Genomic DNA, 26,966 nt, shown 5'->3' with positions numbered 1-26,966 from the left:
AAACGATCTTAAAATCTTTATATCTTTACATCTTTTCTGCCACTACCCACCCAATTGTGCTAGGCGGAGGGGGAGATGGATTCTGAAAGTCGCCTTTAAGACTGGGATATCGACCGCCAGCGGTCAAATCAAGATATCCCGGTCTTACCAGCGACTGCAAGAACCATCTCCCCCGCAGCCCTCCACAACCCCCTCAACGAAAGGAGATAATCATTTATGAAAAAGCAAACAGCAGTTTTAATGTGCCTTGTATTAGCAACATCTACTGTACTGAGTGCATGTGGAAGCAAAGGATCTCAAGGAGCATCGGTCGATGATACGATCACGATGGCAATTTCTCAAGTAGGCGATATTCCTTCCGCAGGCAACCCGATTCAAACACAAATCGAAAAATACACCGGCAAAAAATTAGACGTTCAATGGATACCGAACTCGGCATATGATGACAAGATCAATGTCATGATCGCTTCAGGAGATATGCCTGATATTTTAAAAGTGAATTACACACCTGCTGTTACCAATGCGATGCGTAACGATGTATTCTGGGAAGTCGGGCCTTATCTCAAAGATTATCCCAACTTAGCGGCACAAGCAGATGTATTTTACGATAATGTCAAAGTCGATGGCAAAATCTATGGCGTACCTCGCTTTTCCGATATTGCCCGTGCGACATTGCTCTACCGCTCGGATTGGTTTAAAAAGCTCAAGCTAGATGTACCGAAAAGTACAGAAGACTGGTACAACGATGTGAAAGCGTTAACATTAAATGACCCTGATGGAAATGGGAAAAAAGATACGTATGGCATGATGTTGTTCAAAAAATATAACGAAGGCGAGTATTCATTTACAACACGTCTGGCTGTTAGTCTAGGAGCACCGAATAAGTGGAAAGTGGAAGATGATGGTTCGTTTACCCCAGAATTCATGACTGCTGAATATAAAGGTGTAATGGATCTACTCAAGCGTCTATATGATGAGCAATTGATCAATCAAGATTTTGCAGTATTTGATTCTACCGAAGCAGATAAGAAATTCGATTCCGGTCTAACCGGTATGAAGATCGCTGTGGCACAGACCGCCAAAAGTCAGCTTGAACGTTTACAAGAAAATGTACCTGATGCCGAAGTCGATCTTGCCAAATTAGAAGGGCCGGACGGTTATCGTGTACCTGCTCAATCCGGTAATGCAGGTATTCTGGTATTTCCTAAAGTCTCTGTGCCTACAGAAGAAGACCTCAAAGCGCTGTTGTCTTTTTTGGATAAATTAATGGACCCTGAAATGTCTACACTGTTATTGCGTGGAGTCGATGGAAAGCATTATAAAAAGTTAGAGGATGGACGGGTAGAAATGACCGATTTTGCTGCTTTTCAACGTGAAGTGAAGCCTTATCGTGATAATTTGCCACTGGTAGAAGGATATAATGTGCCTGCGCAAAAAGATACCAAAATTGGTGAAAAAGGAGTAGCGATGGCAAAAGAAATTACACAGTATGCTATTCCGAATCCAGCATTGACGTTGTATTCACCAACATATGAAGAACGCGGTGGGGATCTCGATCAAATGATTAATGATGCACAAACCAAGTATATTATGGGCAAAATTGACGAAAACGGCTGGCAACAACAAGTGGAACTGTGGAAAACATCCGGCGGCGACAAAGTGATGCAAGAATACGCAAGCTCCTACAAAGAACAGCAACAACAAAAGCAAAGCAAATAACCATGTTCATACCATAATGATCGGGAGGAAATAATAATGAAATTTGTGGTTAAACAAACTGCTTGTTGGACACTTACTGCTGTATTGGCTTTGGGATTAACAGGTTGTGGGAACAGCGATTCAGGAGCGGCAACAGCGGATTCTTCAACCGTACGTATTTCACTCATGCAAGTCGGCGATATTCCCAAAACTGGAAATGATGTAGAGACAGGACTGGAAAAGCATATCGGCAAAGATTTGGATATTCAATGGATTCCCAGCTCTGCGTTTAACGATAAAGTCAATGTGATGATCGCTTCAGGCAATTTGCCTCATATTATGCGTCTGAATTATATTCCAACAACAGTGGGTGCGATTCGTTCAGATCAATTTTGGGAGATTGGCCCTTATCTTAAAGACTATCCGAATCTAGCGGCTCAAGATCCTGAGTATTACAGCAATATCACGGTCGATGGTAAATTGTACGGCGTTCCGAATTTCCGCGATATAGGGCGTGCTGCTATCGTATACCGCAAAGACTGGTTTGATACATTGAAATTAGGAGTGCCCAAAAGTATAGATGATTGGTACAATGCCGCTAAAGCGATAGCGACTAAAGATCCTGACGGTAATGGCAAAAACGATACGTATGCTTTTCCACTATTCAAAACATATACCGAAGGTTCTCAAGCTCCTCTGACCCGGATTGCAGTCAGTCTAGGTGGCGTTAATCGCTGGGGAGTAGATGAAAATGGGAAATTCACGCCTGAATTTATCACACCGCAATATACAGAAGTGTTACAAATGATGCATCGTCTTTATGCTGAAAAATTAATCAATGCTGACTTCCCTTCACTGGATTCTACAGAAGCCGATAAAATGATGGCATCCGGTAGAATTGGTATGAAACTAAATGGCGTAGCAACCAATGGAAAAAGTACACAACAATTATTAACAGCCGCAGTACCGGATGGAGTGGTTGATATTTCTCCATTTGTCGGACCAGAAGGAATTCGTATTGCAGGTGAACCCGGTAACTTTGGTTTTCTAGCTTTCCCCAAAGCGACCGTCCAAGACGAAGCACAACTGAAAGAATTATTAGGTACACTCGATAAACTGATGGACGAGCCTACAAGTACATTGCAGTTACGCGGGATCGAAGGCAAACATTACAAAAAAACAGCAGACGGCAAAACAGAATTTATCGATTTCGATGGATATCAACGAGATGTGAAGCCTTATCGTGATAATTTGCTAAATATTGAAGGTTATCATGTACCTGAATTGGTCGATACCGAACTTGGAACCAAAGGAGTAAAATTATCAAAAGATGATCGCAAGTATGCTATCTCTAATCCTGCATACAATCTAGTATCGGATATCTATACAGAGCGCGGACAAGAGCTAGACCAGATGATTAGTGATGCACAGACCAAATACATTATGGGTGAGTTAGATGATGCTGGCTGGCAACAAGCGATTACAAGCTGGCGTACTGCCGGTGGTGATCAATTGATCAAAGAATACGAAGAAGCGTATGCCAAATTAAAGCAGTAAATCATTTGTTGCATAAACAAATAAATGATCAGCGATAACGAAATGTTTATCAAAACGATTCTATAATGCTAGGTAACAAAAAATGCTAGATACCAAAAAACTGTAATTACGTCTTGTTCTATTCTGCTCAGACAGAGTAGTCAATGAGGTGTAGTTACAGTTTTTTGGTATGTCATTTCCACGATTCGATGTTATTACTAATCAGCAGATGAGTAGAAATAGATGGACTGGTTTATTAACAAGAAAAGAATCACTTACAGGAGGAACATCATGAATACAAAACGTGTATTGATTACAGGTGCCAATTCCGGCATGGGACTTGCTTCTACTATAGAATTAGCCAAGCGTGGCTATGAAGTTATTATGGGCTGTCGCAATGAAGAACGTGGACAAAAAGCATTACAAGAAGCACGTGAAAAAAGTGGTTCTGATCAGATTACACTGATGAAATGTGATCTAGGGTCACTGCAACATATTCGTGAATTTGCAGAACAATTTAATCAGAAATATGATCGGTTGGATGTTTTACTTAACAATGCAGGGGTTGTTAATTTGAAGCGTCAAGAAACAGAAGATGGATTTGAAATGAGTATCGGGGTTAATCATCTCGGTCATTTTTTGCTGACTCATTTGCTGTTAGATGCACTCAAAGCTTCCCCTCAAGGACGAATCGTTGTTGTCAGTTCAGGGGCGTATAAGATTGGTAAAATTCATTGGGACGATCCTCATTTACACAACGGATATACAGTCATCAAGTCATACGCTCAATCCAAAATCGCGAATATCTTTTTTACACGTATTATGGCGGAAAAGTTAAAAGATACTCATGTAACGATCAATTGTCTGCATCCTGGAGCAGTAGCGACTAATATTGGAGTAGATCGGGATACCGGATTTGGTAAGCACATTTTGGCTGGAGTAGCGTATCTTCCTTTTTTCCAGACACCCGAGCAAGGCGCAGAAACGGCTATTTTCCTTGTAGATGATTCTTCTGTAGCTCAACATTCAGGACTGTATTATTATCGCCAAAAGATCCATAAGCTCAAGCCCAAAGCACTGGATGATGCAGAAGCGCTTCGTTTCTGGGAATGGAGTAAAGAGCAGGTGGGCTTGCAAGAGTAATAAGAAAGCAATTTCGGTCACAGACAGTATCAGGTCTAATCGTTCCAATCTGTTATGCGATCTGTCTTACATGATCTATCATCTACTGGTACAATAGAATCATCTGATATCTGTTATAATCAGAACAAAAAAAGAAAGGATGATGATACCGAATGAGTAACGAATATCCGCCGAATCCTAATGACGTTCAGCAGAATCCGTATCAAGCTCCACCTCAACAGCAATATGGAGGAATGCCACCATACCCGCCGTATATGCAACCACCTTTGCAAGGATTAGGCGGCTGGTTAGCTTGTTTTCAAGTGTATATGTATTATGTACTTATTGCTTTTATGTTTACTATTCCTAGTTACATATTTTTAATCTGGATGCACAATAATCCAGGGCAGTTTGATGCGGTAGTACCTGGTATGACTAATAGTGTATTTTCTGTTTATGGCAACAACTTTATGTTGGTGATGATTATGGGAATTGTCTTATCCATTATTTCGTTTCTGTGGATGATTACTAATCTAGTGTTCTTTTACAAACGTAAAAAATTCTTGCCACGTGTTATGATTGCATACTGCTTATTCCAAATCGCTGTAAGCGTTGTGACATTGTTGTTGATTCCAAAGGTAGGTATATCACCAACAATTAGTAGCATTTTTGGTATTGCTACGCTGGTTGCTTGGATTTTCTACTTTATGCGTTCTGTACGTGTCAAAAACACATTTGTTCGTTAATCCATCACGTAATCTTTCGTCAATCACGCTGATCTTTACATTTGTTTTTATACAAGGAGGCAGATTAAATGAGTGATCAACATTTACCTTACACGATAGAAATAGCTAGACAAGAAGATTTACCTGCTATTGTCGATATCTACAATTCTTCTATTCCTGCAAGGTTGGCTACTGCGGATACAGAACCTGTAACAGTAGAAAGCCGACAAGCATGGTTCGATGAACATGTTCCTGATCGTCGTCCATTGTGGGTGCTGTGGCAAGATGGACAGATTGCAGGTTGGGCAAGTCTACAGACATTTTACGGGCGACCTGCTTATAACGGTACGGTAGAGCTAAGTGTATATGTACACAACGATTATCAAGGAAAAGGTATCGGTAGCAAATTAGTCTCTTATGCGATTGAGCAAGCTCCAGCAATGCATATACATACGCTGCTTGGTTTTGTTTTTGCTCATAATGATCCAAGTCTGAATTTGTTGCGTAAATTTGGATTTGAAGATTGGGGACATTTGCCACGTGTTGCTATTTTGGACGATGTAGAACGTCATTTGGCGATTGTAGGCAAACGTATAGAAGCCAAGTAACAGAGGTTAAAACGTTAACTGTATAGATGCAACCTAACACCTGATAATGCGTCTAATGATTATCAGGTGTTTTGGTCTATTTCAGCAAACAACAACTGATTGCTAGCATGATATGACCCGCCCGGTAGGTTGCTCAAATATACAGTTGACGGTAATATGTATGAGGAACCATATCAGTTATACAGAGATAATATGTATTTGGGGCAGATGCCCAAAGGAAATAGCTTGTGGAAAGGAAGCCGATCAATGATCATACTGAAATCACCTCAAGAAATAGAAGAAATGAAAACAGCTAGTCAGATCGTAGCAGATTGTCATCGTGAAATTGCCAAGCTGATTCAACCGGGAATTACAACGATGGAAATTAATGAATTTGTCAAAAAGCATATTACCAAATTAGGTGGTAAACAATTCACCAATGGATATAATGGGTTTGAATATGAGACTTGTGCATCGGTTAATGATGTAATCGCTCATGGCTTTCCAAATCGTACGCCTTTACAAGAAGGCGATATTGCCAAAATCGATATCGTTGCTGAATATAATGGTTGGCTAGGCGATTCTGCATGGTGTTATGCAGTCGGTAACATTTCGCCAGAAGCTGAAAAGCTAATGCGTATTACCAAAGAATGTCTTTATATCGGAATAGAACATGCTATCGTAGGCAATCGTCTAGGAGATGCGATGGCTCCGCTACAACATCATGCCGAAAGTAATGGATTCCATGTGGTACGTGATCTATTGGGTCATGGCATCGGACGTGATCTTCATGAAGAACCTAACTTTACCCATACAGGCAAACCGGGCAAAGGTACACGTCTAAAAGAAGGTATGGTATTTACGATTGAACCGATGATTAATGAAAGCACGTATCGGATGACGATTGATGCTGATGGCTGGACAGCACGCACAGCCGATGGAGGATGGTCTGCTCAGTATGAACATACTATAGCGATTACAGCAGATGGCCCGATTATTTTGACAGCTCAATAATAGTTTGCTGCGATAAAGTGGTTGAACATATCGATGTAGTAGCAGTTTTAACAAGTGCATTGTTGAGACTGCTATCATGGTATTATCATAGGTAGCAGAGATAGGGTTTAGGAATTGTTATCCTTTTTTGTATTCAAAAGCAAGTTATTGAGGTAAATAATAAACACACGATATGCAATACAACCTCCGCTTTTCCAACTATACAATCGCTAATCGGATAAATAATAATAGTCGGTATGATATTCATTAAATATTTGTGCCAACGATTGCACGTTTTGAATATTACAAAAACCCCCATGACATAGGACTAAAGTTCCATCAAACCTTCAACAATTCGACAAAATTTCCGATACTATTATTATAAGCATTTGTAAATAAATACTAGACTTGTTAGTAAAGCTTGATGGTATGAAGTGAAGATGAGCATTGATGCTCATTGTTAACCTAAAATATGGTGGTGAATATAATGTTAGATAAAATGAATCATTCTTTAATTCGAAACTTAGACGTAGCCGCTGACTACTTTTACGATATAGATGATCTTGGACTGCACTATACGCCTCAGCAAAGTATATTCAAACTTTGGGCACCTGATGCAATTCAAATGGATCTAATGTTATATACAGATATGGGTGTGTATGATGAAGATGGTCTTGTCCATGATCATACAACAGGTGAAGCTCATAAAATGAAAGCAGAAGAAGGCGGCGTATGGCAATGTGTGCAATACGGTGATCTTGCAGGTCAGTATTATATGTACCGTGCTACATTTGCTGACGGTTCTGTTCAATACGCTGTTGATCCTTATGCTCGCGCAGTGTCTCCGAACGGGCAACGTACGGCTATTGTAGATCTACAGACAACCAATCCTGAAGGATGGGAAAATGATATCAAACCTCGTATGTCCAGTGTTACTGATGCGGTGATCTACGAATTGCATGTGCGTGATTTCTCTATTGATGAATCTTCACGTATGAAGCATAAAGGTCAATATCTTGCTTTTACTGAAAAAGGTCTGCAAGATGAACATGGCAATTCTATCGGTATCGATCATCTTAAAGAACTGGGTGTGACTCACGTTCATTTATTGCCGATTGCTGATTTTCATACAGTCAATGAATTAAAAGTACAAGATCCTGAGTCTACTCAAATCAAATACAATTGGGGCTATGATCCACAGCATTATAATGTGCCTGAAGGTGCTTATGCGACCGATCCTACAGATCCAACATCACGTATTCGTGAATTTAAGCGTCTGATTCAAGCATTGCATGCCCAAGGTCTGCGTGTAGTTATGGATGTGGTATATAACCATACGTATTCTGTAGATGATGGGCCTTTTGATCGTTTGGTTCCGGGATATTTCTACCGCACTGATGAAAAAGGTCAATTAACCAATGGTTCTGGTGTTGGTAACGAGATTGCAACAGAGCGTCCAATGGTACGCAAATATATCAAAGACTCATTACGTTACTGGGCGAATGAATATCATCTGGATGGATTCCGCTTTGACTTGATGGGCTTGATCGATACAGATACAGTTACTCAATTGACACAAGAGCTACGTCGTGATGTAGACCCTTGTATATTGATCTATGGAGAGCCGTGGACAGGTGGTTGGTCACTTCTTCCACAACAGACATTGAAAGGCTCTCAACGCGGTAAAGGATTTGCTGTATTTAATGATAATTTCCGTGAAGCGATCAAAGGCGATAGCGATGGAGATACACAGGGATTTGCTACAGGATCATTTGGCGTAGAAGGCGATGTTGTCAAAGGCATTTATGGCGCTATCGGAGACTTTACCGATCATCCTAGTGAAACGGTCAACTATGTGACTGCTCATGATAATTTGAATCTATGGGACAAGCTTGTACGCACTTACGGGCAAGATGATGCACTTTCATTCCTGCATATGGATAACGGTCAATTAGCCGATGGAAGCAGTGTAGAAGAAGCAGTACAAGCGGCAGAGCCTTACAAATATATCGATCCTGAACATGTATTATCGAATGATTGGGTTCGTCGCTCTTTATTAGCTAATGGTATTGTGTTAACCAGTCAGGGGATTCCATTTATCCATGCTGGTGATGAAATGTTACGTACCAAATTTGGCGATCATAATAGTTATCGTAGCCCTGATGTGATCAATGGATTACGCTGGAAAAATAAACATCGTTTCCGTCCTGTGTTTGATTATTATCAAGGTCTAATTCAGTTAAGGCGCTCTCATCCTGCTTTTCGTATGGATCAACGAGAAGATGTCGAAAAACATTTAAAAGTATTGCGTAGTGATAAGCAAGTGGTTGCGTTTCAACTGGGAGAATATGCGCATGGTGATAAATGGAACCGAATTATAGTCATTTATAACGCTAGTACTCATGATCAGACCGTGTCTTTGCCAGCATCGGTCAGTCCATGGCAAATCGTTGTTAATGAGAACCAAGCCGGTATTCATCCATTAGCAAGTGTAGTCGGTCAAGAAGTGATCGTTCCACAGCTATCTATGATGGTATTGTACGATGAAGAAGATCAATATATTCCAGTAGCAGCTAGCTTGGAGTGGGATTATACGCCAAGTATTATGGAGCCAGGTGAAAAGTTACAACTCAAAGTAACTCCGCGCGATCAACGGGGACGTATTTTTGAAGCAGAAGCTGTAGTGTTCCGTTCTTCCAATGAGCAAAATATTATCGTTCGTGAAAATGGACAGATTATTGCTCTACACGAAGGAGACAGTACAATCTGTGCTTCTTGTGGCAGTGTGAAAAGTACGCTTTTGTTACATGTGGAGACTTTGGTGCCACATATGATTCATTTGCATGGAGAACATCAGGTGTATGGTGGCAAACGCATTCCGTTAAAAGCGGAAGTGCTAGATCAATACAGTCGTCCTATTGCTCGCCCGAAAGTATATTGGGATTCCAGCGACAAACGAATTATTCGTGTTAACAAAGATGGATTGGTACGTGGTATTCGTCCGGGTACAGCGAAGATTACTGCTTCTTGTGGCAAAGCGACTGCACAGTGGTTGGTAGAAGTGTTACCTTATATTCCTCGCAGTATTGAAGTGGAATACGAGCGTCCGAATCAAGATTACAAAGGTTGGAATCTGTGGGTATGGGGGCCGATTTTAGGTCACAGACAGGTGGATTTTGAACGGATCGAAGAAGGCAGAGCGGTTGCCAAAATTATTGTAGCCCCTGAGGAGACCAGTGTAGGCTTTATTATCCGTCTGAAAGACTGGCAAGCCAAAGATGTCGATACCGATCGTTATATTTTCGTAAATACCAATCAAGACGCGATCAAAGTATTAATTAAAAGCGGCGATCCGCAATTTGAAATAGAACCGGTTATGTAATGACTCCAAATAGCTACTTCTTTATAAACAAAGAGTGGCTATTTGTTGTTATTTTTGATAATAAATAGGGTTTCTACAGAGTAATTATGGAAATGAGAGACCGTTCCTGATAAAATCATAACCAACTAAACATTTGGCAATATAGATCTGGTGTCAAATGAACAAGATGGTTACAAAGTCAAATATGTATACAGAGGTTAAGAATGTGGAATAGCCAGCACCTAAAATAGATAGAAGGAGGAACTCGTTAATGGCGATTAATGGAATAGCGGACGCGTTCATGGCGAATATAAGATGAGCGAAAACCGGAATCGACTCGGAGTCATTGATATTGGTTCAAACTCAATCCGTCTGATCATTTATGAAGCAGGTGCAGATGGAACCTGTCGTATGATACACAAAGCCAAAGAAACGGTTCGACTCGGTGTACGCAGGGATGAGAATGGCAGCATGATTGAGGAAGATATCCGAACGGTTATTCCTATCCTCCAGAAGTTTAAGCATATTTGTGCAACCAATCATACAGGTCAGATTCGCGCTGTAGCTACAGCCGCAGTCAGACAATCAACCAATACCAAAGATATTATTGCATGTTGGGAAAGCCATACAGATATCAAAGTTCAGATATTATCAGGTGAAGAAGAAGCTTATTTTGGATTTTTGGGTGTGATGCGCTCAATGCCAGCTTATGTCACAGAAGGATTTATTGTTGATATTGGTGGCGGCAGTACAGAGATTTCATATTTCAAAAATAATCAATTAATACAAAGTACATCATTGCCTTGCGGGGCGGTGAATATGACGATGCAAAATGGTGGAACAGACCATTGGAGCGAACAATCAACAGCGCAGTTGGAACAGAAAATCAATCAGCAATTAGCAGATTATCCCTGGACAGCAATGCACCCTGATTTGCCTTTAATCGGTCTGGGTGGAGGGATTCGTGCTCTGGCAAGAATGGAGCGAGAACGCAAACGTCAATCCAAACCAGCTAGTGATCCTTATCGCATTGATCCGGATACGATTTTCTTTTATGCAGAAGCGCTAGCAACGCTTAGTCTGGAAGAACGTGTTAATCAATTTGATCTTGGTAAAGATCGTGCAGACATTATTGTAGCAGGTACACTGATTTTGCGTACGCTGTTAAAGCATATGAAATGTTCAGCATTGCTCGCTAGTTGGCGGGGGCTCAGTGACGGTCTTTCACACCATTTTTTTACAGCTGAATCTGCTTCTTCACGTCCTCGTTCATAAATATAAAAAAGCTGTTAGTACACATCTAACGATGATGTGCTAACAGCTTTTTTTGCGTTGTATACGTGTTATCTGCAAAGGTATGCTCAGTCTGTCTCTTTTCTGTATTCTCAGAAAATGTAAACGGTCACAAATGAGCATGAAATAATTAAAATGACATTATCGTTTGAAAAATCTTTAATTTGGGGTAATAATAGAAGGGGTTTATTTGGGAAAAGATGTACATAAGCAGAAAAAGGAGGAAAATGAATGTATTCCATTTTTGGTTTGAGCCATGAAACCACACTATTGGTATGGGCTCTTGTTGCTATTGTTATTTTGATTGTCATGATTGCGAAGTACAAATGGAATCCATTTGTCGTTCTGCTCATGGCATCCTTGTTTTTGGGATTGATTATCGGGATGGAGCCACTAGACGTGGTCAAATCGGTACAAAGTGGTCTAGGTGGGACACTGGGTTCGATAGCGATCGTTATTGGTCTGGGTACCATGCTTGGTAAAATGATGGCTGAATCGGGTGGTGCGGAACAGATTGCCACGACGATGGTCAATCGATTCGGGGAGAAAAATATTCCCTGGGCGATGCTGATTGTAGGGATTATTGTAGGGATGCCGGTCTTTTTTGAAGTCGGTATTATTTTGCTGATTCCTATTTTATTTACTGTAATTCGCAAAACGAATATTTCGCTATTGCGTGTCGGGATTCCGATGCTGGCAGGACTATCGACTGTACATGGACTGTTGCCTCCGCATCCTGCACCTATGATTGCTATTGATGCTTTTGGAGCTAGTATTGGTAAAACGATTATTTATGCGTTGATTGTAGGGATTCCTACAGCGATAGTAGCTGGGCCGTTATTCGGTTCATTTATTGGGAAACGAATCATCGTGCATCCGCCTGAAGGATTGGCAGAGCAATTTACAACGAATAATAAATTAGATCGTCCAGACAAACCGTTGCCGGGATTCGGTATTACGATGTTGACGATTCTGATGCCCGTTATTCTGATGTTAGCAGGATCTATCGCTGAAATTGCAGATCCGCAAAGCACTCATGGTATAAGTGTATTTTTGCGATTTGTTGGTAATGAGATTGTAGCGATGTTTATTGCGACTGTGTTTGCCTTTTTCTCTCTTGGATTTGCACAAGGGTTCACCAAAGAGCAAGTATCCAAATTTGCAGGAGATTGTCTGGCGCCAACAGCTTCGATTATTTTGATTATCGGTGGTGGCGGAGCATTCAAACAGGTATTGATTGATAGTGGTGTCGGTGATGCGATCGCCGCAGTGGCTACATCAGCCCATGTAAATGTAATTGTATTTGCTTATCTGGTTGCTGCATTGATTCGTGTCTCGACAGGATCAGCTACAGTAGCGATGACAACCGCAGCAGGTATTGTTGCGCCTGTACTGGCTTTGACACCGGGAGCGAATATTGAGCTGGTTGTACTGGCAACAGGTGCAGGTTCATTGATCCTTTCTCATGTGAATGATGCAGGTTTCTGGATGGTCAAAGAATTCTTTAATATGACCGTTCCACAGACACTGAAATCATGGACAGTGATGGAGACCTTATTGTCTCTAGTGGCGTTTGGTTTAATTTTGCTACTGAATGTAGTAGTCTAAATAAGAAAAGAAGTTCTGGAAATTAGAGCGAAAGTAGGTTAGATCATGAGCACGGCAAAATATATGATCGGTGTAGACATCGGAACAACCAGTACCAAAGCTGTATTATTTGAAGAAGATGGCAAAATTGTAGCACAAGGTGGAGCAGAATATCCTTTGCATACACCTGTACCTTCCATTGCTGAACAAGATCCAGATCAATTGTTCCGTGCAGTGATTGATTCTGTAAGACAAACGATGGACAAAAGCAGTGTAGCACCGGAAGATATTCTATTTGTATCTTTCAGCTCAGCGATGCACAGTATGTTAGTTGTGGATAAAGAAGGCAAGCCGATTACGCAGTGTATGACATGGGCGGATAATCGGAGTGCAGCGTATTCTCGTCAATTGCAAAAAGAGAAAAAAGGGCATGAGATTTATATGCGCACAGGGACACCGATTCACCCGATGTCTCCATTGACCAAAATTATGTGGATTACACATGATCGCAAAGAAATTGCCAATGCAGCGTACAAATACATTTCGATTAAAGAATATATTTTCCTAAAATTGTTCGGGGAGTATGTTGCTGACCATTCGATGGCTTCTGCGACAGGCTTGATGAATTTGAAGGAACTCGATTGGGATCAAGAAGCGCTAGAAACAGCAGGCATTACGCGTGATCACCTATCTACATTAGTACCTACAACACATGTGATGCATGGCTTACATGCGACATATGCGACTGAAATGGGTCTGATCGAAAGCACTCCATTTGTACTCGGAGCAAGTGATGGAGTACTTTCGAATCTAGGTGTGAATGCGATAGAACCGGGTGTTGTAGCAGTAACGATCGGAACCAGTGGAGCGATTCGTACAGTGACAGATAAGCCGGTAACCGATCCTAAAGGACGCTTTTTCTGTTATGCACTTACTGAAGATAAATGGGTCGTCGGTGGGCCTGTAAATAATGGTGGTATTATTTTCCGCTGGATTCGTGATGAATTCGCCGCTTCTGAAGTAGAAACAGCGAAGCGTCTTGGACTTAGTGCGTATGATGTACTGACTCGTATCGCTGAAAAAGTACATCCTGGCGCAGATGGACTACTATTCCATCCGTATCTATCAGGGGAACGCGCTCCATTATGGAATCCAGATGCAAGAGGTTCATTCTTCGGACTTGCATTGCATCATAAAAAAGAACATATGATTCGCGCGGCACTGGAAGGCGTTTTGTTCAATTTGTATACAGTAATGTTAGCAGTAGAAGAGCAAATCGGTGTACCGAAAAAAATCCATGCGACAGGCGGATTTGCACGTTCTGAATTGTGGCGTCAGATGATGGCTGATATTTTCGATCAGACAGTAGTCGTTCCTGAAAGCATCGAAAGTTCTTGTCTGGGTGCGGCAGTACTTGGATTGTATGCTCTTAAACGGATCGATTCTTTAGATGAAGTGTCTAAAATGATCGGTACAACGTATGAGCACAAACCATACAAAGAACATGTTGCCATTTACCGCGAGCTATTGCCGATCTATATTCGCATATCTCGTAAATTTGAAGAAGATTATGAAGATATCGCTGATTTCCAGCAAAAAATGTTGGATAAATACACACCTATCGACAAAAAAGATAGCGATGATCTGTAATCATTGATAATAGTAGAAATAATGAATAAGCAAACAGCATAGATATTTACTGAAAAAAGATTACTGTGTATATTAGCAGTAATCTTTTTTTCGTTTACAATAGGTTACTTCCGGTTAAGTATATCGGGTTAATGAGTTATCGCTTTACCACAGAATCGTTAAAAAGGTATAGTAATTAGAATCGAACACATAGACAGGGGAGGATCGTATGAAAAATATTATTATCTTAGGGAGTAGCGGAGGCAATTTATATAGTCTTGGTGGCAAAAATCCAGAAGGGCTATTGCAAGAATTACTGATACAATTAGAGGCAGCAGAGCTTCATTGTGCAGGTATCCAATTTATTGCTGCGCAAACATCTATGGATCATATCAAAGAATCCACCCCTGCTTCTTTATACATATGGAACGAAGAAGAACAACGTCCGGTGATTAGTGTGGAGGGCACGTTAGAAGAAATCAATCAAGCAGCTGTAGCCCAAGATGAGCGATTAGCTGCGATGATTGCTAGTGGTGAAGTCGATGGTGTGATTTTGATGAGTGCAAGCCCTGGTGGATCGAACCGATTAGCGATTGAAGCGGCTGCAACTGCTCAATTACCTGTTACAGGTACAGGTGGAACATCGATGGCGGCAGCGGCAACCAAAGGATTGAAAGTGATCTCTACGTCCGGCACCACAGGAACAACGAACCGTACGCGTGCAGTTTCTTTTGTTACTTCTTTGAGCAAGTATTGGGGTCTGTCGTACCGTCCGGTGATCGGCAAAGCTTCCGGCGGGCAAGGGATACAGCAAGGTACAGGATTTTCACGTATTAATATTCGAGGGATTATGCTGGCATCACTACCGGGTTTTATAGCGATGGCGTTGATTCTAGCGGCAAGTCAGATTCCCGGATTGACTGCTTTGAGTAAAGTGTTTGATATTATGATTGCGGCATTGCCTGTTATTATTGCAGTGGTTGCCACTAAGCAAGTGGCTGAATTAGATGAAGTATCGATTGTAGCTGGGATTGTAGCCGGTGTATTGTCTGTGAATGGTGGTATTATTGGCGGATTGATTGGCGGGATCGGAGCTGGATTGTTAGCCAATTATTTATTTCGTAAATGTGTCGAATGGCGATTTCCTGCCACAACCGTTAATATAGTAGCAGGTGGAGTATCGGGTCTTGTAGCAGGGTTAGTGGTGTACTTTTTTATCGCACCTCTTGCCGCTCAAGCTGGTGAAGGGATACGATATTTATTAGAAACACTGGTAGCCGCCAATAGTGCACTTGCTGGTCTAATTGCTGGATTGTTAATCTGGCCTGCTATTTTGGGTGGAGTCTACCATGCTGCCATTTTGCCAATCGTATTGTTAGAAATGGAACGAAGCGGTAACAGCTTTTTGGGAGCTGTCGATATGACAGGCTTGGTGATGGTATCCGCAGGGATTACACTTGCCAATATTATTGCTCCACAAGATAAAGGCGCAGCCGCTGTAGCCGCACCCGGATTTCTAATTAATATTGGCTTTGGCACATTTGTAGAAGCGGCTTATCCGTTTATGTTTGCAAGTAAATGGGTATTTGGAGGAGCGATTGTATCTGCTGGGTTAGGTGGATTGTTAGTCGGTGTACTGAATGTACGTGGGATTGCGTATGTTCCAGCATTTGCCGCTCCATTCTCATCGAATCATATCGCAGGTTTTGCTATCGCTATGCTAGGAAGTCTTACCTGTTCGTTTGTAATTACGTTGATCATTAATCTTATTTTTAAAAACCGCAAAAAGAAAGAGGCTATTGTATGATTGAATTAGTATTGATGAATCAGGAGCAATATGAAGCTTTTCGCGATCAATCGGCAGCGGATTATGCTGCTGAAAAAGTATTGGCAGGTACATGGGATGCTACCGACGCACAGCGATTAGCCCAAGAAAGTTTTGCCAAATATTTGCCTCAGGGAAAAGATACACCGGGAGCTTATATTTATCATATTGTTGAGGTGGCGAGTGAGCAGATTATCGGATATATCTGGTTACATATCAGTGATGCTCCAGCAGGGAAGCAAGCCTTTTTATACGATATTTTGATCTATGAGGCACATCAAGGCAAAGGATATGGTCAAGCAACGATGCAAGCACTTGATCAGGTGGCAAAACAAGAAGGAGCAGTCAAAATAGGACTGCATGTATTCGGTCATAATCTTAAAGCGCTCCATGTATACGAAAAAGCAGGCTATCAGATTACAGACTATCAAATGTCCAAAACATTAACTCCATAAATAAAACATTATTTATACATTTAAAAAGCTAGAAGCTACAAATTTTTATTAAAAAGACCTTTTTCTAATCTGCTTGATTGTGCAGAAGAAAAAGGTCTTTTTTATCATTAGATTGATTTATTCGATGATAAGTGTTGGTTGGAGTGGCGTAATTACATTCGATAAATCAATACTTCATAAGGGCGCAAATATTGCAGATCATCAATATGATGTTCTTCTTCCAGATGAGGAGGATGAGCGTTATGAGGATAATTACCGAGAATTTTGACCATCGAAGTAGGAAAGACTCTATATTCCTGTGTCCAATCAATCTCGGCTTCTATATCAGCAAAATTCAATAAAATTAACCATCGTTGTCCTTGCCATTCTCTTATAAAAGCAAACACTTCTGGATGATCTTTTAATAACATCGTAAACGAACCATGCGACATAATCGGGAACTGCTTACGCATCGCAATCAGATGACGGTAATACGAAAGGACAGAGCCGCGCTGTTCTTCTTGTTCAGTGACACTCAAGTGGGTTAGATTCTCTTTAGCTGGAAAAGGAATCCAGGGTGTGGTAGTGGCAGATGGGCTAAAGCCAAAGTTCTCACGATTTCCATCCCACGGCATAGGCGAACGTGAACCATCACGACTGCGCTTATGAATACCAGATAACACTTCTTGCGAAGACTTACCTTCTTGTATCGCTTCGTTATAATAATGAATTGTTCCTTGATCCCGATAATCTTCAATTCGATCGTAAGTAGTATTACGTAGCCCCAATTCTTCACCTTGATACACTAGTGGTACACCGGGAATAAGATGGAGAAATGTGCCTACTAATTTGGCGGCTGTCATATTATGTTCATTATGCCCGATCACATCAGGAATCATACGTGGATGATCATGGGTACTCAAGTACACACCATACTCTCCACGGGCAAAAACATGTTCATACCATTTGGCTACTGATTCTTTTAACTGTAATACTGACCAATCAGCTGAATCCCACGGATCATGAGGATCTTTACCAATACGCATCATATCCATTGCCAGTACCATATTCAATTCTTTACGTTCAGGCAACGTATATTCCAACACTTGCTCCATCGTTAATGAAGGCGCTTCCCCTATCGTCAAAATATGTGGATAATGAGCAAACGTTTCTCGATGTAACTCTTGCAAAAACTCATGAATACGCGGGCCATTTTTATAAAGTTTTTGTCCGATTGGATGTGGATCTTCTTCTGAAGCATCAGGAAGATCAGGATGCTTGGAGATCATATTGATCGCATCCAGACGAAAACCATCAATCCCTTTATCTAACCACCAGCGTATCATTTTGTAGACTTCCTGCCGTAATGGTGGATGTTCCCAGTTCAGATCAGGTTGTTTGCGGTCAAATAGATGTAGATAATACTCGTCAGTCTGCTCATCATACGTCCAAGCCGATTCACTTTGAAAAGAACGCCAGTTGTTCGGCTCGGTGCCATCGCTTTTGGCAGGTCGCCATATATAGTAATCCCGATAAGGATTGTCTTTCGCACTTTTGGATTGTTGAAACCATGGATGTTCGTCTGAAGTATGATTAATGACCAGATCCATAATTAGCTTCATATCTATATCATGTAACTGATCAAGTAAAGACTCGAATTGTTGCATCGTGCCATACTTGGGGTCAATCTGATAATAATCTCTGATATCATAGCCATTATCAATCATCGGCGAATCGTAAATAGGGCCGAGCCAGATCGTATCAATGCCCAGTTGATGAAGATAAGGAATCCGCGAAGCAATCCCATTGAGATCTCCCCAACCATCGTTGTTGCTATCCATAAAACTAGGCGGATAAATCTGATAAATAACAGATTCTCTAGCTTTTTTGTTTTCCATGATGATCCTCCTATGCATGTTAACCAAGCTATTAATTTCAATTATTTAACATAATTAGCCTTTAATACATGGTTAAACATCGGAGTACATGTTCAAACAATAGCTACACTATCTTAATCATCCGATAAAATTCATGTCCATTCACAGTGATCTGACCATCTTTGGTATAGCCTAACCGCTCATATAATTTTCTTGCTTTAGGATTTTCTTTATCAACAATCAACATTACTTTGTGATGTCCTAATTGCTGTGCTTGCTGTTCAAAAGCATGAATTAATACTGTTCCGATCCCTTGTCCTTGATAAGCCGCATCGACAGCAAGTGAATCGAGATAATATTCGTCTTCCCGGGCTTCAGGAATAATAGCTGATGGATCTTGTCCACGTTGTCGAACACGTTCGATAAGGGGCGCATCGAGAGAAGCAATCTGACTGCCATGATAAGCAAGAACAAAGCCAATCACTTGATCTTCACGTTCTTCTACAAATATATTTTCATAACTGATTCGATTGCCGGTTTGCTCAAACAATGGACGAAGAGCAAGTAGAGATTGTTCTTTGTTATTTGTCCCTGTAAAAGCATGGGCGATATCACCAATAGCGGTGTACATTAATTCTAAAACAACAGGTGCATCTGTAGGTGTAGCGGGTCTTATCATAATATCCTCCTGATTTGAAACATGATTTGTATGTCTTGTTCTATACCAAATAGGTTATAAGCTGATAACTTGTTCTGTATTATACATAGCCGTATATCTGTTCTACTATTATAAATGTAAGGGAATTGAATATGAGATTTCAAGCGCTTGATGATACATATTCATCGTAAGGATTTTATTCAAAAAGAACCGTTAAGCCATGTGCAATACATTGTGGCTGGTCACTGGAGGTGTCATTTTGAGTATGTCATCCACATCTCCTGCTGTGCGTGTAAGTGGAGCGACTGAGCCGGAGATCATGAAGACGTTAGCGGTAAGTGCTGTAATATGGCAATTGATGTTAAATGTTATGTTACTTCATTACCATAGTACAGCCCAAAAGATAGAAATTGGCATATTATACGATCTGGTTAAATTTTCAGCACCTATGTTTATTTTTGCGATTGCGTTTGATCTGGCGAAGTTAAGAGACACCCATTATTCTCATTATGTATGGCACAAAACGAAAGAGATTATAGGGCCTTATCTTGCCTGGACAGCCGTTTATATGATTGCTTTTAATGCAGGTCATTATTCAACGATCTGGAGTGTTGTTAAAGGTATTTTACTTGGCGGTGCCGCACCACAGCTCTGGTATACGATTATGATGTTTCAGATTCATCTGTTGTTGCCACTGCTTACAGGATTGGTATTCTTTTTACTGAAAAATAAAAAGAATACGATTGGGGTAATAATCATTACCATAATCATCTATGCAGGGTTGATTGCATGGTACTCTATTTATGCGTTCCATAATCAAGAACATCCTGGCTGGGTTCAGTGGGATCGATTGTTATTTATGTTTGGCATTTATGCAGTACTCGGTGTGATTGCTTCTACGTACAATCAGCAATGGCGTGCATTAGTAGAACGCATTCGCTGGTGGGCATTACCTGTCGGTGCATTACTATTTATACTGGTCAATCATGAATTATTTTCATTCGGACTGGATACGCTAAATTTACTAGATGCCAGTTATTTGAAATGGTCGATGGTGCTATTCAATATTACATTGATTATTATCGTGTATGGATTCACTGTATCGTTAATCAACACAGGCTCCAAATCGTTACAGCACTTTAAATTTATCGCTAAATATGCTTTTCGTGCGTATCTCGCCAGTTATTTTGCGCTTCAACTTACAGTGGCTTTGATAGGAGATTATTTTAGTGAGATTCCTTTAGGTCTGAATCTGTTGATAACTTTTGGAATAACTGCTTTTTTCTCCTTTGCTATCGTGTATATCGTAGAATGGATTTGCAAAAAAATAATGGCTTTATTTCGCAAATCATCCCTACCGACATCACAGCAGACGACGACTCAAGACAATGTAGTAGGATCAGAAGCATTGGCAAAAAATTCAATCGTAAATTCACGAAATACGAGTGCAGCACGAGACAAATAATGATCTCCACGCCATGAGATACCAATCGTGCGCTGACAGACAGGTGTATGGATAGGAACAAGCGAAATATCCGGTCCTGTCGATCCTTCCCACGAGACAGCCGGAATAAAAGCAACACCTTGTCCAGCTCGAATCAGTCCGCGCACTGTAGCAGGATCGTCACTTTCAAAAATATGCTTAGGCTTAAAGCCAGCCATATGACAATAATCATCGGTCGTCTCACGCAAGCTATGTCCATGACGAAGCCCGATAAAATGTTCGTGAGCGGCTTCAGACAGAGCAATATTAGGGCGATCTGCTAGAGCATGACCTTTGGGTACAGCTAGAAATATCTGTTCTGTTACCAGTGGAATACTTTGCATATGTTCATAATTCAGCGGCAATGAAGAGATGCATAGATCGAATTCAGGTTTGACATTTTCTTCGTAATGCTGAAGCAATTGAAAATGAATATCAGGATATTGTTCACGAAAAGCTGTGATTAGATTCGGTACGATATGTGAGCCAACAGGAAAAGCAAGCTTAATATAGCCTACAGTACCTGTCGCCAGATCATGAACTTCGCGAGTAGCATCTTCCAGCGATTGTAGCGCCTTTTCCACATGTTTGAGAAATGTTTTTCCATATTCGTTGAGTGTAATATAACGTCCGGTACGGTCAAATAAAGAAACACCGAGTTCGGTTTCGAGCATTTTAATCGATTTACTCAGTGCAGGTTGAGCGATATGAAGTTCTTCCGCAGCATGGGTCATATGTTGAAGTTTTGCCACTTTGCAAAAATATTTTAAGTGAAGCAGTTCCATTCAGAACACCATCCAATCTCAGTTAATCAAACATCAAGGAGGAGTATCATGTCAACCCACATCAGCAAGTTGAAAACTGGAACACCGCGTATTTGGACGACCCGTCGTGATGAAAAAAAACGTCGTATGGAAAAAGTTCGCTCGATGTTAAACGGTGTGATTTTGCCTACAGATCATATTGTAGATGCACTGGAAGTACTATTGGTTAGCGGTGATCGAGTAGCTTTAGAAGGTAATAATCAGAAGCAAGCTAGCTTCTTATCTCAAGCATTATCCAATGTGAATCCACAAGTAGTGAACAATCTGCATATGATTATGTCCAGTGTATCTCGTCCTGAACATTTAGATATTTTCGAGAAAAATATTGCAAGCAAACTCGATTTCTCTTATGCAGGGCCTCAAAGTCTGCGGATTGCACAAATGGTGGAAGATCAGACACTAAGTATCGGTTCGATTCATACGTATCTAGAATTGTATGGTCGAATGTTTGTTGATCTGACTCCCAATATTGCACTGGTTGCCGCAGACAAAGCGGATCGTCAAGGAAATCTCTATACAGGAGCCAATACCGAGGAAACGCCAACGATTATTGAAGCGGCTGCTTTCCGCGATGGGATTGTGATTGTACAGGTCAATGAAATCGTAGACGAATTACCACGTGTCGATGTGCCAGCTTCATGGATTGATGTGATTGTCGAAGCCGATCAACCGTATCAATTGGAAGCTTTATTTACTCGTGATCCTCGTCATATCAAAGAAACGCATATTTTAATGGGGATGATGGCGATTCGCGGGATCTATGAACGTCATCAAGTGCAATCGCTGAATCATGGGATTGGATTCAATACAGCCGCTATTGAACTATTGTTACCTACGTATGGAGAATCGCTCGGATTACGGGGTAAGATTTGCAAAAATTGGGTACTTAATCCGCATCCTACATTGATTCCAGCTATCGAAAGTGGTTGGGTGGAAAGTGTCCATTGCTTTGGTGGCGAAGTAGGAATGGAAAAATATACAGCCGCTCGCCCAGATGTCTTTTTCACCGGACATGATGGTACGATTCGATCCAATCGAGCTATGGGACAAGTAGCCGGACAGTATGCCGCAGATATGTTTATTGGAGCCAGTCTACAAATCGATCCAGATGGTAATTCATCGACAGTCACTTCAGGTCGGTTAAGCGGTTTTGGTGGTGCACCGAATATGGGTAGTGATGCTCGTGGTCGCCGTCATGATACAGAAGCTTGGCTGAATATGATTACAGATAAAGAACCGATTGTACGTGGACACAAATTAGTTGTGCAAATGGTCGAAACGTTCCAATCAGGAGATCAACCGACATTTGTCGATTCTTTAGATGCGATTCAAGTCGGTCATGATGCAGGTCTACCGCTCGCTCCAGTGATGATCTATGGAGATGATGTGACCCATGTCGTTACAGAAGAAGGAATCGCTTATTTATATAAAGCGCAAAATATCGAAGAACGTCGCACAGCTTTGGCGGCAATCGCAGGGGTCACACCTTTAGGACAACGTCATGATACCGATCTAAATGAGAAGTTACGTCAGGATGGATTAATCGCTTTTCCAGAAGATTTGGATATCCGCCGTACGGATGCGAAGCGTTCATTGTTAGCTGCTAAAAGTATAGAAGAACTTGTAGACTGGTCAGATGGACTATATGAACCACCATCCAAATTCCGGAGCTGGTAATATGAGTACTCTTAATATTTTCCCATCTTTATCTATACCAAGCCAGCGAAAAGCAGAAGCCGATTATTATGCAAGGTGGTTAGGTGAACTTGCTGTCACTGCTCTGAAAGACGAAGCTTCATTGACACCTAAGCCCGGGCTTGTCGATCTACATCATAACGGTTCACATCAAGATATGAATATAGAGTTAATGTATAATTCAGCAGAATCATTGCGCTCTACATTTATTCAGATGGCTCAATCATCTTATAGTAATAGCGCTAATCAATCATTACGTGAACAACTGGCTTGGATCGGACGTCAGGGTGAGCAACATATGTTAGAAGTGACCAAAGGTGTGAATACCCATCGGGGCGCTATCTGGGCACTAGGATTGTTAACAGGTGCGACTTCACTATGGATCGCTGAATCAGATCATCTATCAGCAGATGTATCTTCATTAGATACTATATCTGCTACACAAATCGCTGATATAGCAGGAACTATCGCTCGCTATACCGATCGTTATGCACCTAATAGTGGTTCGCATGGAACTCATGTGAAGCATCAATATGGAGCAGGTGGAGCAAAAGACGAAGCAGAGCATGGATTTCCGCATGTGATCGATATCGGTCTGCCAGCGTTGCAACAAGCTCGTCAGCATGGGATCGCTGAATGTTCTGCCCGTTTAGATAGTTTACTTTCGATTATCGCTGTGTTGCCAGACACCTGCATTTTATATCGCGGAGGGAAGCAGGCACTTGTGCAGACACAGGAACGTGCGTCAGCGATTTTGGCGCAAGGTGGAACATCTACTAATAAAGGCTGGCAAGCGCTATTAGCATTCGACCAGTGGATGGTGAAGCATCATTTTTCACCCGGTGGTAGTGCTGATCTGCTTGCAGCTACTTTATATATTGATTCTATACTTACAGGTATTACACATATGTCGTATACCGAATCCTTTTCAAAAACGACAGGAGGTCGTATGTAATGCAAATTATTCATCTGCAATATCCAGCTCAGCAATCGTTGACCCAGCGCGCTCATATTGGTGTAGCGGGTTCAGGAGATTTGGAACTATTGATCGAACCTTCAACAGACAATCAAGCTTATATTCAGATCAGTACAAGTGCTAATGGATTTGAAGAGATCTGGCGTGCAGTATTTGATCGTTTTTTCAAACTTTATTCTTATGCGGTTAAGATCGAAATTAATGATTTTGGCGCTACACCAGGTGTTGTTAATTTGCGGTTAACTCAAGCCATGGAGGTGCTTCGTGATGAACAATAATACTCAACCGATAGAGATCGCTAATGCAAGCTTTATCGAATTATCTGGACGAGAACGTGCACAAGCTGTATTGGATCAAGGTAGCTTTCGTGAATTGATTGGTCCTTTTGATCGAATCACTTCACCTCATTTACCGTTACAAGGAATAGTGGCACAAAGTGATGATGGTGTCATTGTAGGTAGAGGAACGATTGATGGAGAACCTGCGGTAGCGATTGCTTTAGAAGGTGCTTTTCAAGGTGGAGGTATAGGGGAAGTCTGTGGAGCCAAAATCTCAGGTGCATTAGAGCAAGTACTGCTTGACCATCAAAAAGGAATCAAAACACGTCCGGTATTATTGCTCGAAACAGGTGGAGTACGACTACAAGAAGGAAATTATGGTCTGCTCGCTATTGCCGAGATTGGCGCAGCTATTATGGCACTTCGTCCATACACCCCGGTCGTTAGCGTTATCTCTGGTATGATTGGCTGTTATGGTGGGATGTCGATCTGCGCGGCAGGATTATCCAGTCATTTGATTATGACCCGTCAAGGTCGCTTACAATTGAATGGTTCAGAAGTCATTGAGCAAGAAGCAGGGATTCAAGAAATGGATGCTTCCGATCGTTCCCGAATCTGGTCGATGGTAGGCGGTGAACAACGGGTAGGTGCTGGATTCGCTGATGCGCTTGTAAATGATGATGTACAAGAAATCAATCAAGCGATTCATGACGTATTCCGTCAAGGGATAAAAGAAGTGACTCGTACAGCTCAAGTGGAGCGTTACCTGGAATTACTAGCAGCAGTAGATGCTGATACATTGATTGTACCATCGTCTATTCGTGAATCATGGAAATCCGGTACGGTAGATCAAGAGGCTCTTCAACAACAGCAAGCGAGAGCAGAGCAAGTTCAAGTCAATAGTAGTGAAGCACCGATCACTAGAGGACGGACATGGTTCGAAGCGTTGTCTGGTCGATCCGCATCAGACCAACAAGGCATTGCTTCTGTATTGTGTGCCGATACCTCGTTAGAAGGTCAATCGGTACGTTATATCTCGGTTGTTCCAAATCCTAATGCGCGCTTTGTCCGAGCTCGCCAAGGAGAGATTGGACTAGAAGAAGGCTGGAATATTGCCCGTTATATTCGTGAAGCTATTGAAGCAGACCAAGACGGAGAAAAGCGTGCTATTGTAGCGATAGTTGATGTACCCAGTCAAGCCTATGGGTACCGCGAAGAAGTGTTAGGTATTCATTTATCATGCGGATCAGCGGTAGATGCTTATGCTAGTGCACGTCTTGCCGGTCATCCTGTGATCGCTCTAATTGTAGGAAATGCGATTTCTGGAGCATTTCTAGCACATGGCATGCAAGCGAATCGATTACTTGCGTTAGATGATGAAAAAGTAACTGTACAAGTTATGTCCAAACAGTCTGCGGCACGTATTACCCGTCGCTCTATCGATCAACTAAATGAAGCAGCAACCAAAGTGCCAGGTGCAGCATATGATATTCGTTCCTTTGCTAAATTGGGGGCGCTAGATCAATTGATCGAAGGTATCGAAGCCGATCAACCACAATCAGAAGATATCGAACGTATCCATCAGTATCTGATGACAGCGATCACAGATGCACGTCAAGGTTCTCGCGATCTCAGTAACCGTCTAACCAGTGCAACAGCGGCTACAGGTAGAGCTTCTTCGATCAAAGTAAGACAGTTGCTTGCAGAACAATGGGATTAATTACAGCTCCTCATGATCTGCTCCAATTGCATCCGCACTGGACAGAAGCAGAAGAGTTACAGCATGTACCGTCATGGGTGCATGTGTCTTTACAGCAGACACCGTGGGTGGTCGTGCGGCGCGCTCCTGCATTAGAAGGACAGGTTGCTGTTGGTGTGCGTGGTCAAGAGCGTCATTTACGACAAGCATTAAATATTCCTGCATCACTAATTGTACAAAAAGTAACACCAGAGCAATTGATAGCATCACAGTTCGATTCGAATCTACAGACTGCATCTGCCAACGATCGTTGGGACAGTATGCCAGTGTTGCAAGCATTAAAGCAACTGTATTCACACTGGCACAACAACCAGATGATCTGGGGACCGACAGGCAGTGCTGGATTTGAATTGGCTACAGGACATCCTACATTAACGATGACTAGCGATCTGGATATTTTACTACGATGTTCTCAATCTATTGATCGAGTTAGAGCAGAGCAATTATGGCAACAGACGCTTGATCTGCCTGTGCGTGTCGATGTGCAGATCGAGACACCTTATGGAGCAGTCGCTCTTAGTGAATGGGCAAAGCCTGCTACTGACCGTGTGTTAATGCGTACACTACAAGGGCCTGTACTGGTGAAAGATCCGTGGAATCCACGTCTAGCATAGACATGATAAGAG

The 26,966-nt window shown here is 41.6% G+C and carries 21 protein-coding genes; 18 read left to right on the top strand and 3 right to left on the bottom strand.

Annotated elements, in window-relative coordinates:
- The first annotated feature begins 216 nt into the window (after positions 1-216).
- From PQ456_RS16695 to PQ456_RS16640, 12 genes are all read left to right on the top strand, one after another.
- Entirely contained in the window at positions 217-1,719 is a 1,503-nt protein-coding gene (locus PQ456_RS16695; protein WP_273613308.1) for an extracellular solute-binding protein, read from the top strand.
- A 36-nt stretch (positions 1,720-1,755) separates the two neighbouring features.
- Positions 1,756-3,255: an extracellular solute-binding protein gene (locus PQ456_RS16690; RefSeq protein ID WP_273613307.1), complete on the top strand. Its 1,500-nt coding sequence runs from the start codon at positions 1,756-1,758 to the stop codon at positions 3,253-3,255.
- A gap of 270 nt (positions 3,256-3,525) precedes the next feature.
- Positions 3,526-4,377: an SDR family oxidoreductase gene (locus tag PQ456_RS16685; RefSeq protein ID WP_273613306.1), complete on the top strand. Its 852-nt coding sequence runs from the start codon at positions 3,526-3,528 to the stop codon at positions 4,375-4,377.
- A 152-nt stretch (positions 4,378-4,529) separates the two neighbouring features.
- The gene (locus PQ456_RS16680; RefSeq protein ID WP_273613305.1) at positions 4,530-5,102 is read left to right on the top strand and encodes a DUF2569 family protein; all 573 of its coding nucleotides are present in this window, start codon (positions 4,530-4,532) and stop codon (positions 5,100-5,102) included.
- Positions 5,103-5,170: 68 nt separating this feature from the next.
- Positions 5,171-5,689, top strand: a complete 519-nt coding sequence (locus PQ456_RS16675) for a GNAT family N-acetyltransferase (protein WP_273613304.1) — start codon at positions 5,171-5,173, stop codon at positions 5,687-5,689.
- A 246-nt stretch (positions 5,690-5,935) separates the two neighbouring features.
- A complete protein-coding gene (gene map, locus PQ456_RS16670; protein WP_273613303.1) occupies positions 5,936-6,682 on the top strand; it encodes a type I methionyl aminopeptidase in 747 nt (248 codons plus the stop codon).
- A 466-nt stretch (positions 6,683-7,148) separates the two neighbouring features.
- The gene (gene pulA, locus PQ456_RS16665) at positions 7,149-10,043 is read left to right on the top strand and encodes a type I pullulanase (RefSeq protein ID WP_273613302.1); all 2,895 of its coding nucleotides are present in this window, start codon (positions 7,149-7,151) and stop codon (positions 10,041-10,043) included.
- A gap of 294 nt (positions 10,044-10,337) precedes the next feature.
- On the top strand, positions 10,338-11,297 hold the full coding sequence (locus tag PQ456_RS16660; protein ID WP_273613301.1) for a Ppx/GppA phosphatase family protein: 960 nt from the start codon (positions 10,338-10,340) through the stop codon (positions 11,295-11,297).
- A 249-nt stretch (positions 11,298-11,546) separates the two neighbouring features.
- Positions 11,547-12,923, top strand: coding sequence for a GntP family permease (locus tag PQ456_RS16655; RefSeq protein ID WP_273613300.1), 1,377 nt, complete (start codon positions 11,547-11,549; stop codon positions 12,921-12,923).
- A gap of 45 nt (positions 12,924-12,968) precedes the next feature.
- Complete coding sequence (gntK, locus tag PQ456_RS16650) at positions 12,969-14,552, top strand: gluconokinase (RefSeq protein ID WP_273613299.1); 1,584 nt, start codon at positions 12,969-12,971, stop codon at positions 14,550-14,552.
- Between the two features lie 208 nt (positions 14,553-14,760).
- Positions 14,761-16,338: a PTS sugar transporter gene (locus PQ456_RS16645; protein WP_273613298.1), complete on the top strand. Its 1,578-nt coding sequence runs from the start codon at positions 14,761-14,763 to the stop codon at positions 16,336-16,338.
- Positions 16,335-16,811: a GNAT family N-acetyltransferase gene (locus PQ456_RS16640; RefSeq protein WP_273613297.1), complete on the top strand. Its 477-nt coding sequence runs from the start codon at positions 16,335-16,337 to the stop codon at positions 16,809-16,811. Before PQ456_RS16645 ends, PQ456_RS16640 begins: the two co-directional genes overlap by 4 nt.
- 152 nt (positions 16,812-16,963) lie before the next feature.
- Here the strand turns inward: PQ456_RS16640 and PQ456_RS16635 are convergent, their stop codons facing one another.
- Together PQ456_RS16635 and PQ456_RS16630 are read right to left on the bottom strand one after the other, a co-directional pair.
- On the bottom strand, positions 16,964-18,688 hold the full coding sequence (locus tag PQ456_RS16635; protein ID WP_273613296.1) for a glycoside hydrolase family 13 protein: 1,725 nt from the start codon (positions 18,686-18,688) through the stop codon (positions 16,964-16,966).
- 103 nt (positions 18,689-18,791) lie between these two features.
- Positions 18,792-19,346 carry a GNAT family N-acetyltransferase gene (locus PQ456_RS16630; protein ID WP_273613295.1) on the bottom strand — a complete coding sequence of 185 codons (555 nt, stop codon included), beginning with the start codon at positions 19,344-19,346 and terminating at the stop codon, positions 18,792-18,794.
- 244 nt (positions 19,347-19,590) lie between these two features.
- Between PQ456_RS16630 and PQ456_RS16625 the strand changes: the two genes are divergently transcribed.
- Positions 19,591-20,790 carry an acyltransferase family protein gene (locus tag PQ456_RS16625; RefSeq protein ID WP_273616343.1) on the top strand — a complete coding sequence of 400 codons (1,200 nt, stop codon included), beginning with the start codon at positions 19,591-19,593 and terminating at the stop codon, positions 20,788-20,790.
- Here the strand turns inward: PQ456_RS16625 and PQ456_RS16620 are convergent.
- Positions 20,706-21,593, bottom strand: a complete 888-nt coding sequence (locus tag PQ456_RS16620) for a LysR family transcriptional regulator (protein WP_273613294.1) — start codon at positions 21,591-21,593, stop codon at positions 20,706-20,708. The two genes, PQ456_RS16625 and PQ456_RS16620, sit on opposite strands and share 85 nt — an antisense overlap.
- 48 nt (positions 21,594-21,641) lie before the next feature.
- Here PQ456_RS16620 and mdcA point away from each other — a divergent pair, with 48 nt between their 5' ends.
- Genes mdcA through PQ456_RS16595 form a run of 5 tightly spaced genes read left to right on the top strand, consistent with a single transcriptional unit; the run spans position 21,642 to position 26,954 of the window.
- Entirely contained in the window at positions 21,642-23,309 is a 1,668-nt protein-coding gene (gene mdcA / locus PQ456_RS16615; RefSeq protein WP_273613293.1) for a malonate decarboxylase subunit alpha, read from the top strand.
- 1 nt (position 23,310) lies between these two features.
- Positions 23,311-24,282, top strand: coding sequence for a triphosphoribosyl-dephospho-CoA synthase (locus PQ456_RS16610; protein ID WP_273613292.1), 972 nt, complete (start codon positions 23,311-23,313; stop codon positions 24,280-24,282).
- Positions 24,282-24,581, top strand: coding sequence for a malonate decarboxylase subunit delta (locus PQ456_RS16605; protein WP_273613291.1), 300 nt, complete (start codon positions 24,282-24,284; stop codon positions 24,579-24,581). The genes PQ456_RS16610 and PQ456_RS16605 overlap by 1 nt, the downstream gene beginning before the upstream one ends.
- Positions 24,571-26,301: a biotin-independent malonate decarboxylase subunit beta gene (locus PQ456_RS16600; protein ID WP_273613290.1), complete on the top strand. Its 1,731-nt coding sequence runs from the start codon at positions 24,571-24,573 to the stop codon at positions 26,299-26,301. Before PQ456_RS16605 ends, PQ456_RS16600 begins: the two co-directional genes overlap by 11 nt.
- Positions 26,292-26,954 (top strand): malonate decarboxylase holo-ACP synthase, encoded by a 663-nt coding sequence (locus PQ456_RS16595; protein WP_273613289.1) that lies wholly within the window; start codon positions 26,292-26,294, stop codon positions 26,952-26,954. The genes PQ456_RS16600 and PQ456_RS16595 overlap by 10 nt, the downstream gene beginning before the upstream one ends.
- Positions 26,955-26,966: the final 12 nt, after the last annotated feature.

The organism is Paenibacillus kyungheensis (assembly GCF_028606985.1).
Taxonomy (GTDB): domain Bacteria; phylum Bacillota; class Bacilli; order Paenibacillales; family Paenibacillaceae; genus Saccharibacillus; species Saccharibacillus kyungheensis.
The sequence above is the reverse complement of the archived record's forward strand: the minus strand, read 5'-3'. Positions and strand labels throughout refer to the sequence as shown.

Excerpts from the sequence above, each read along its gene's own strand:
- map (WP_273613303.1), top strand. The coding sequence starts at position 5,936 with ATGATCATACTGAAATCACCTCAAGAAATAGAAGAAATGAAAACAGCT.
- PQ456_RS16660 (WP_273613301.1), top strand. The coding sequence starts at position 10,338 with ATGAGCGAAAACCGGAATCGACTCGGAGTCATTGATATTGGTTCAAAC.
- PQ456_RS16635 (WP_273613296.1), bottom strand. The coding sequence starts at position 18,688 with ATGGAAAACAAAAAAGCTAGAGAATCTGTTATTTATCAGATTTATCCG.
- PQ456_RS16695 (WP_273613308.1), top strand. The coding sequence starts at position 217 with ATGAAAAAGCAAACAGCAGTTTTAATGTGCCTTGTATTAGCAACATCT.
- PQ456_RS16595 (WP_273613289.1), top strand. The coding sequence starts at position 26,292 with ATGGGATTAATTACAGCTCCTCATGATCTGCTCCAATTGCATCCGCAC.
- PQ456_RS16610 (WP_273613292.1), top strand. The coding sequence starts at position 23,311 with ATGAGTACTCTTAATATTTTCCCATCTTTATCTATACCAAGCCAGCGA.
- PQ456_RS16600 (WP_273613290.1), top strand. The coding sequence starts at position 24,571 with ATGAACAATAATACTCAACCGATAGAGATCGCTAATGCAAGCTTTATC.
- PQ456_RS16625 (WP_273616343.1), top strand. The coding sequence starts at position 19,591 with ATGTCATCCACATCTCCTGCTGTGCGTGTAAGTGGAGCGACTGAGCCG.
- PQ456_RS16645 (WP_273613298.1), top strand. The coding sequence starts at position 14,761 with ATGAAAAATATTATTATCTTAGGGAGTAGCGGAGGCAATTTATATAGT.
- PQ456_RS16630 (WP_273613295.1), bottom strand. The coding sequence starts at position 19,346 with ATGATAAGACCCGCTACACCTACAGATGCACCTGTTGTTTTAGAATTA.
- PQ456_RS16640 (WP_273613297.1), top strand. The coding sequence starts at position 16,335 with ATGATTGAATTAGTATTGATGAATCAGGAGCAATATGAAGCTTTTCGC.
- gntK (WP_273613299.1), top strand. The coding sequence starts at position 12,969 with ATGAGCACGGCAAAATATATGATCGGTGTAGACATCGGAACAACCAGT.
- PQ456_RS16690 (WP_273613307.1), top strand. The coding sequence starts at position 1,756 with ATGAAATTTGTGGTTAAACAAACTGCTTGTTGGACACTTACTGCTGTA.
- PQ456_RS16680 (WP_273613305.1), top strand. The coding sequence starts at position 4,530 with ATGAGTAACGAATATCCGCCGAATCCTAATGACGTTCAGCAGAATCCG.
- pulA (WP_273613302.1), top strand. The coding sequence starts at position 7,149 with ATGTTAGATAAAATGAATCATTCTTTAATTCGAAACTTAGACGTAGCC.
- PQ456_RS16605 (WP_273613291.1), top strand. The coding sequence starts at position 24,282 with ATGCAAATTATTCATCTGCAATATCCAGCTCAGCAATCGTTGACCCAG.
- PQ456_RS16655 (WP_273613300.1), top strand. The coding sequence starts at position 11,547 with ATGTATTCCATTTTTGGTTTGAGCCATGAAACCACACTATTGGTATGG.
- PQ456_RS16685 (WP_273613306.1), top strand. The coding sequence starts at position 3,526 with ATGAATACAAAACGTGTATTGATTACAGGTGCCAATTCCGGCATGGGA.
- PQ456_RS16620 (WP_273613294.1), bottom strand. The coding sequence starts at position 21,593 with ATGGAACTGCTTCACTTAAAATATTTTTGCAAAGTGGCAAAACTTCAA.
- PQ456_RS16675 (WP_273613304.1), top strand. The coding sequence starts at position 5,171 with ATGAGTGATCAACATTTACCTTACACGATAGAAATAGCTAGACAAGAA.
- mdcA (WP_273613293.1), top strand. The coding sequence starts at position 21,642 with ATGTCAACCCACATCAGCAAGTTGAAAACTGGAACACCGCGTATTTGG.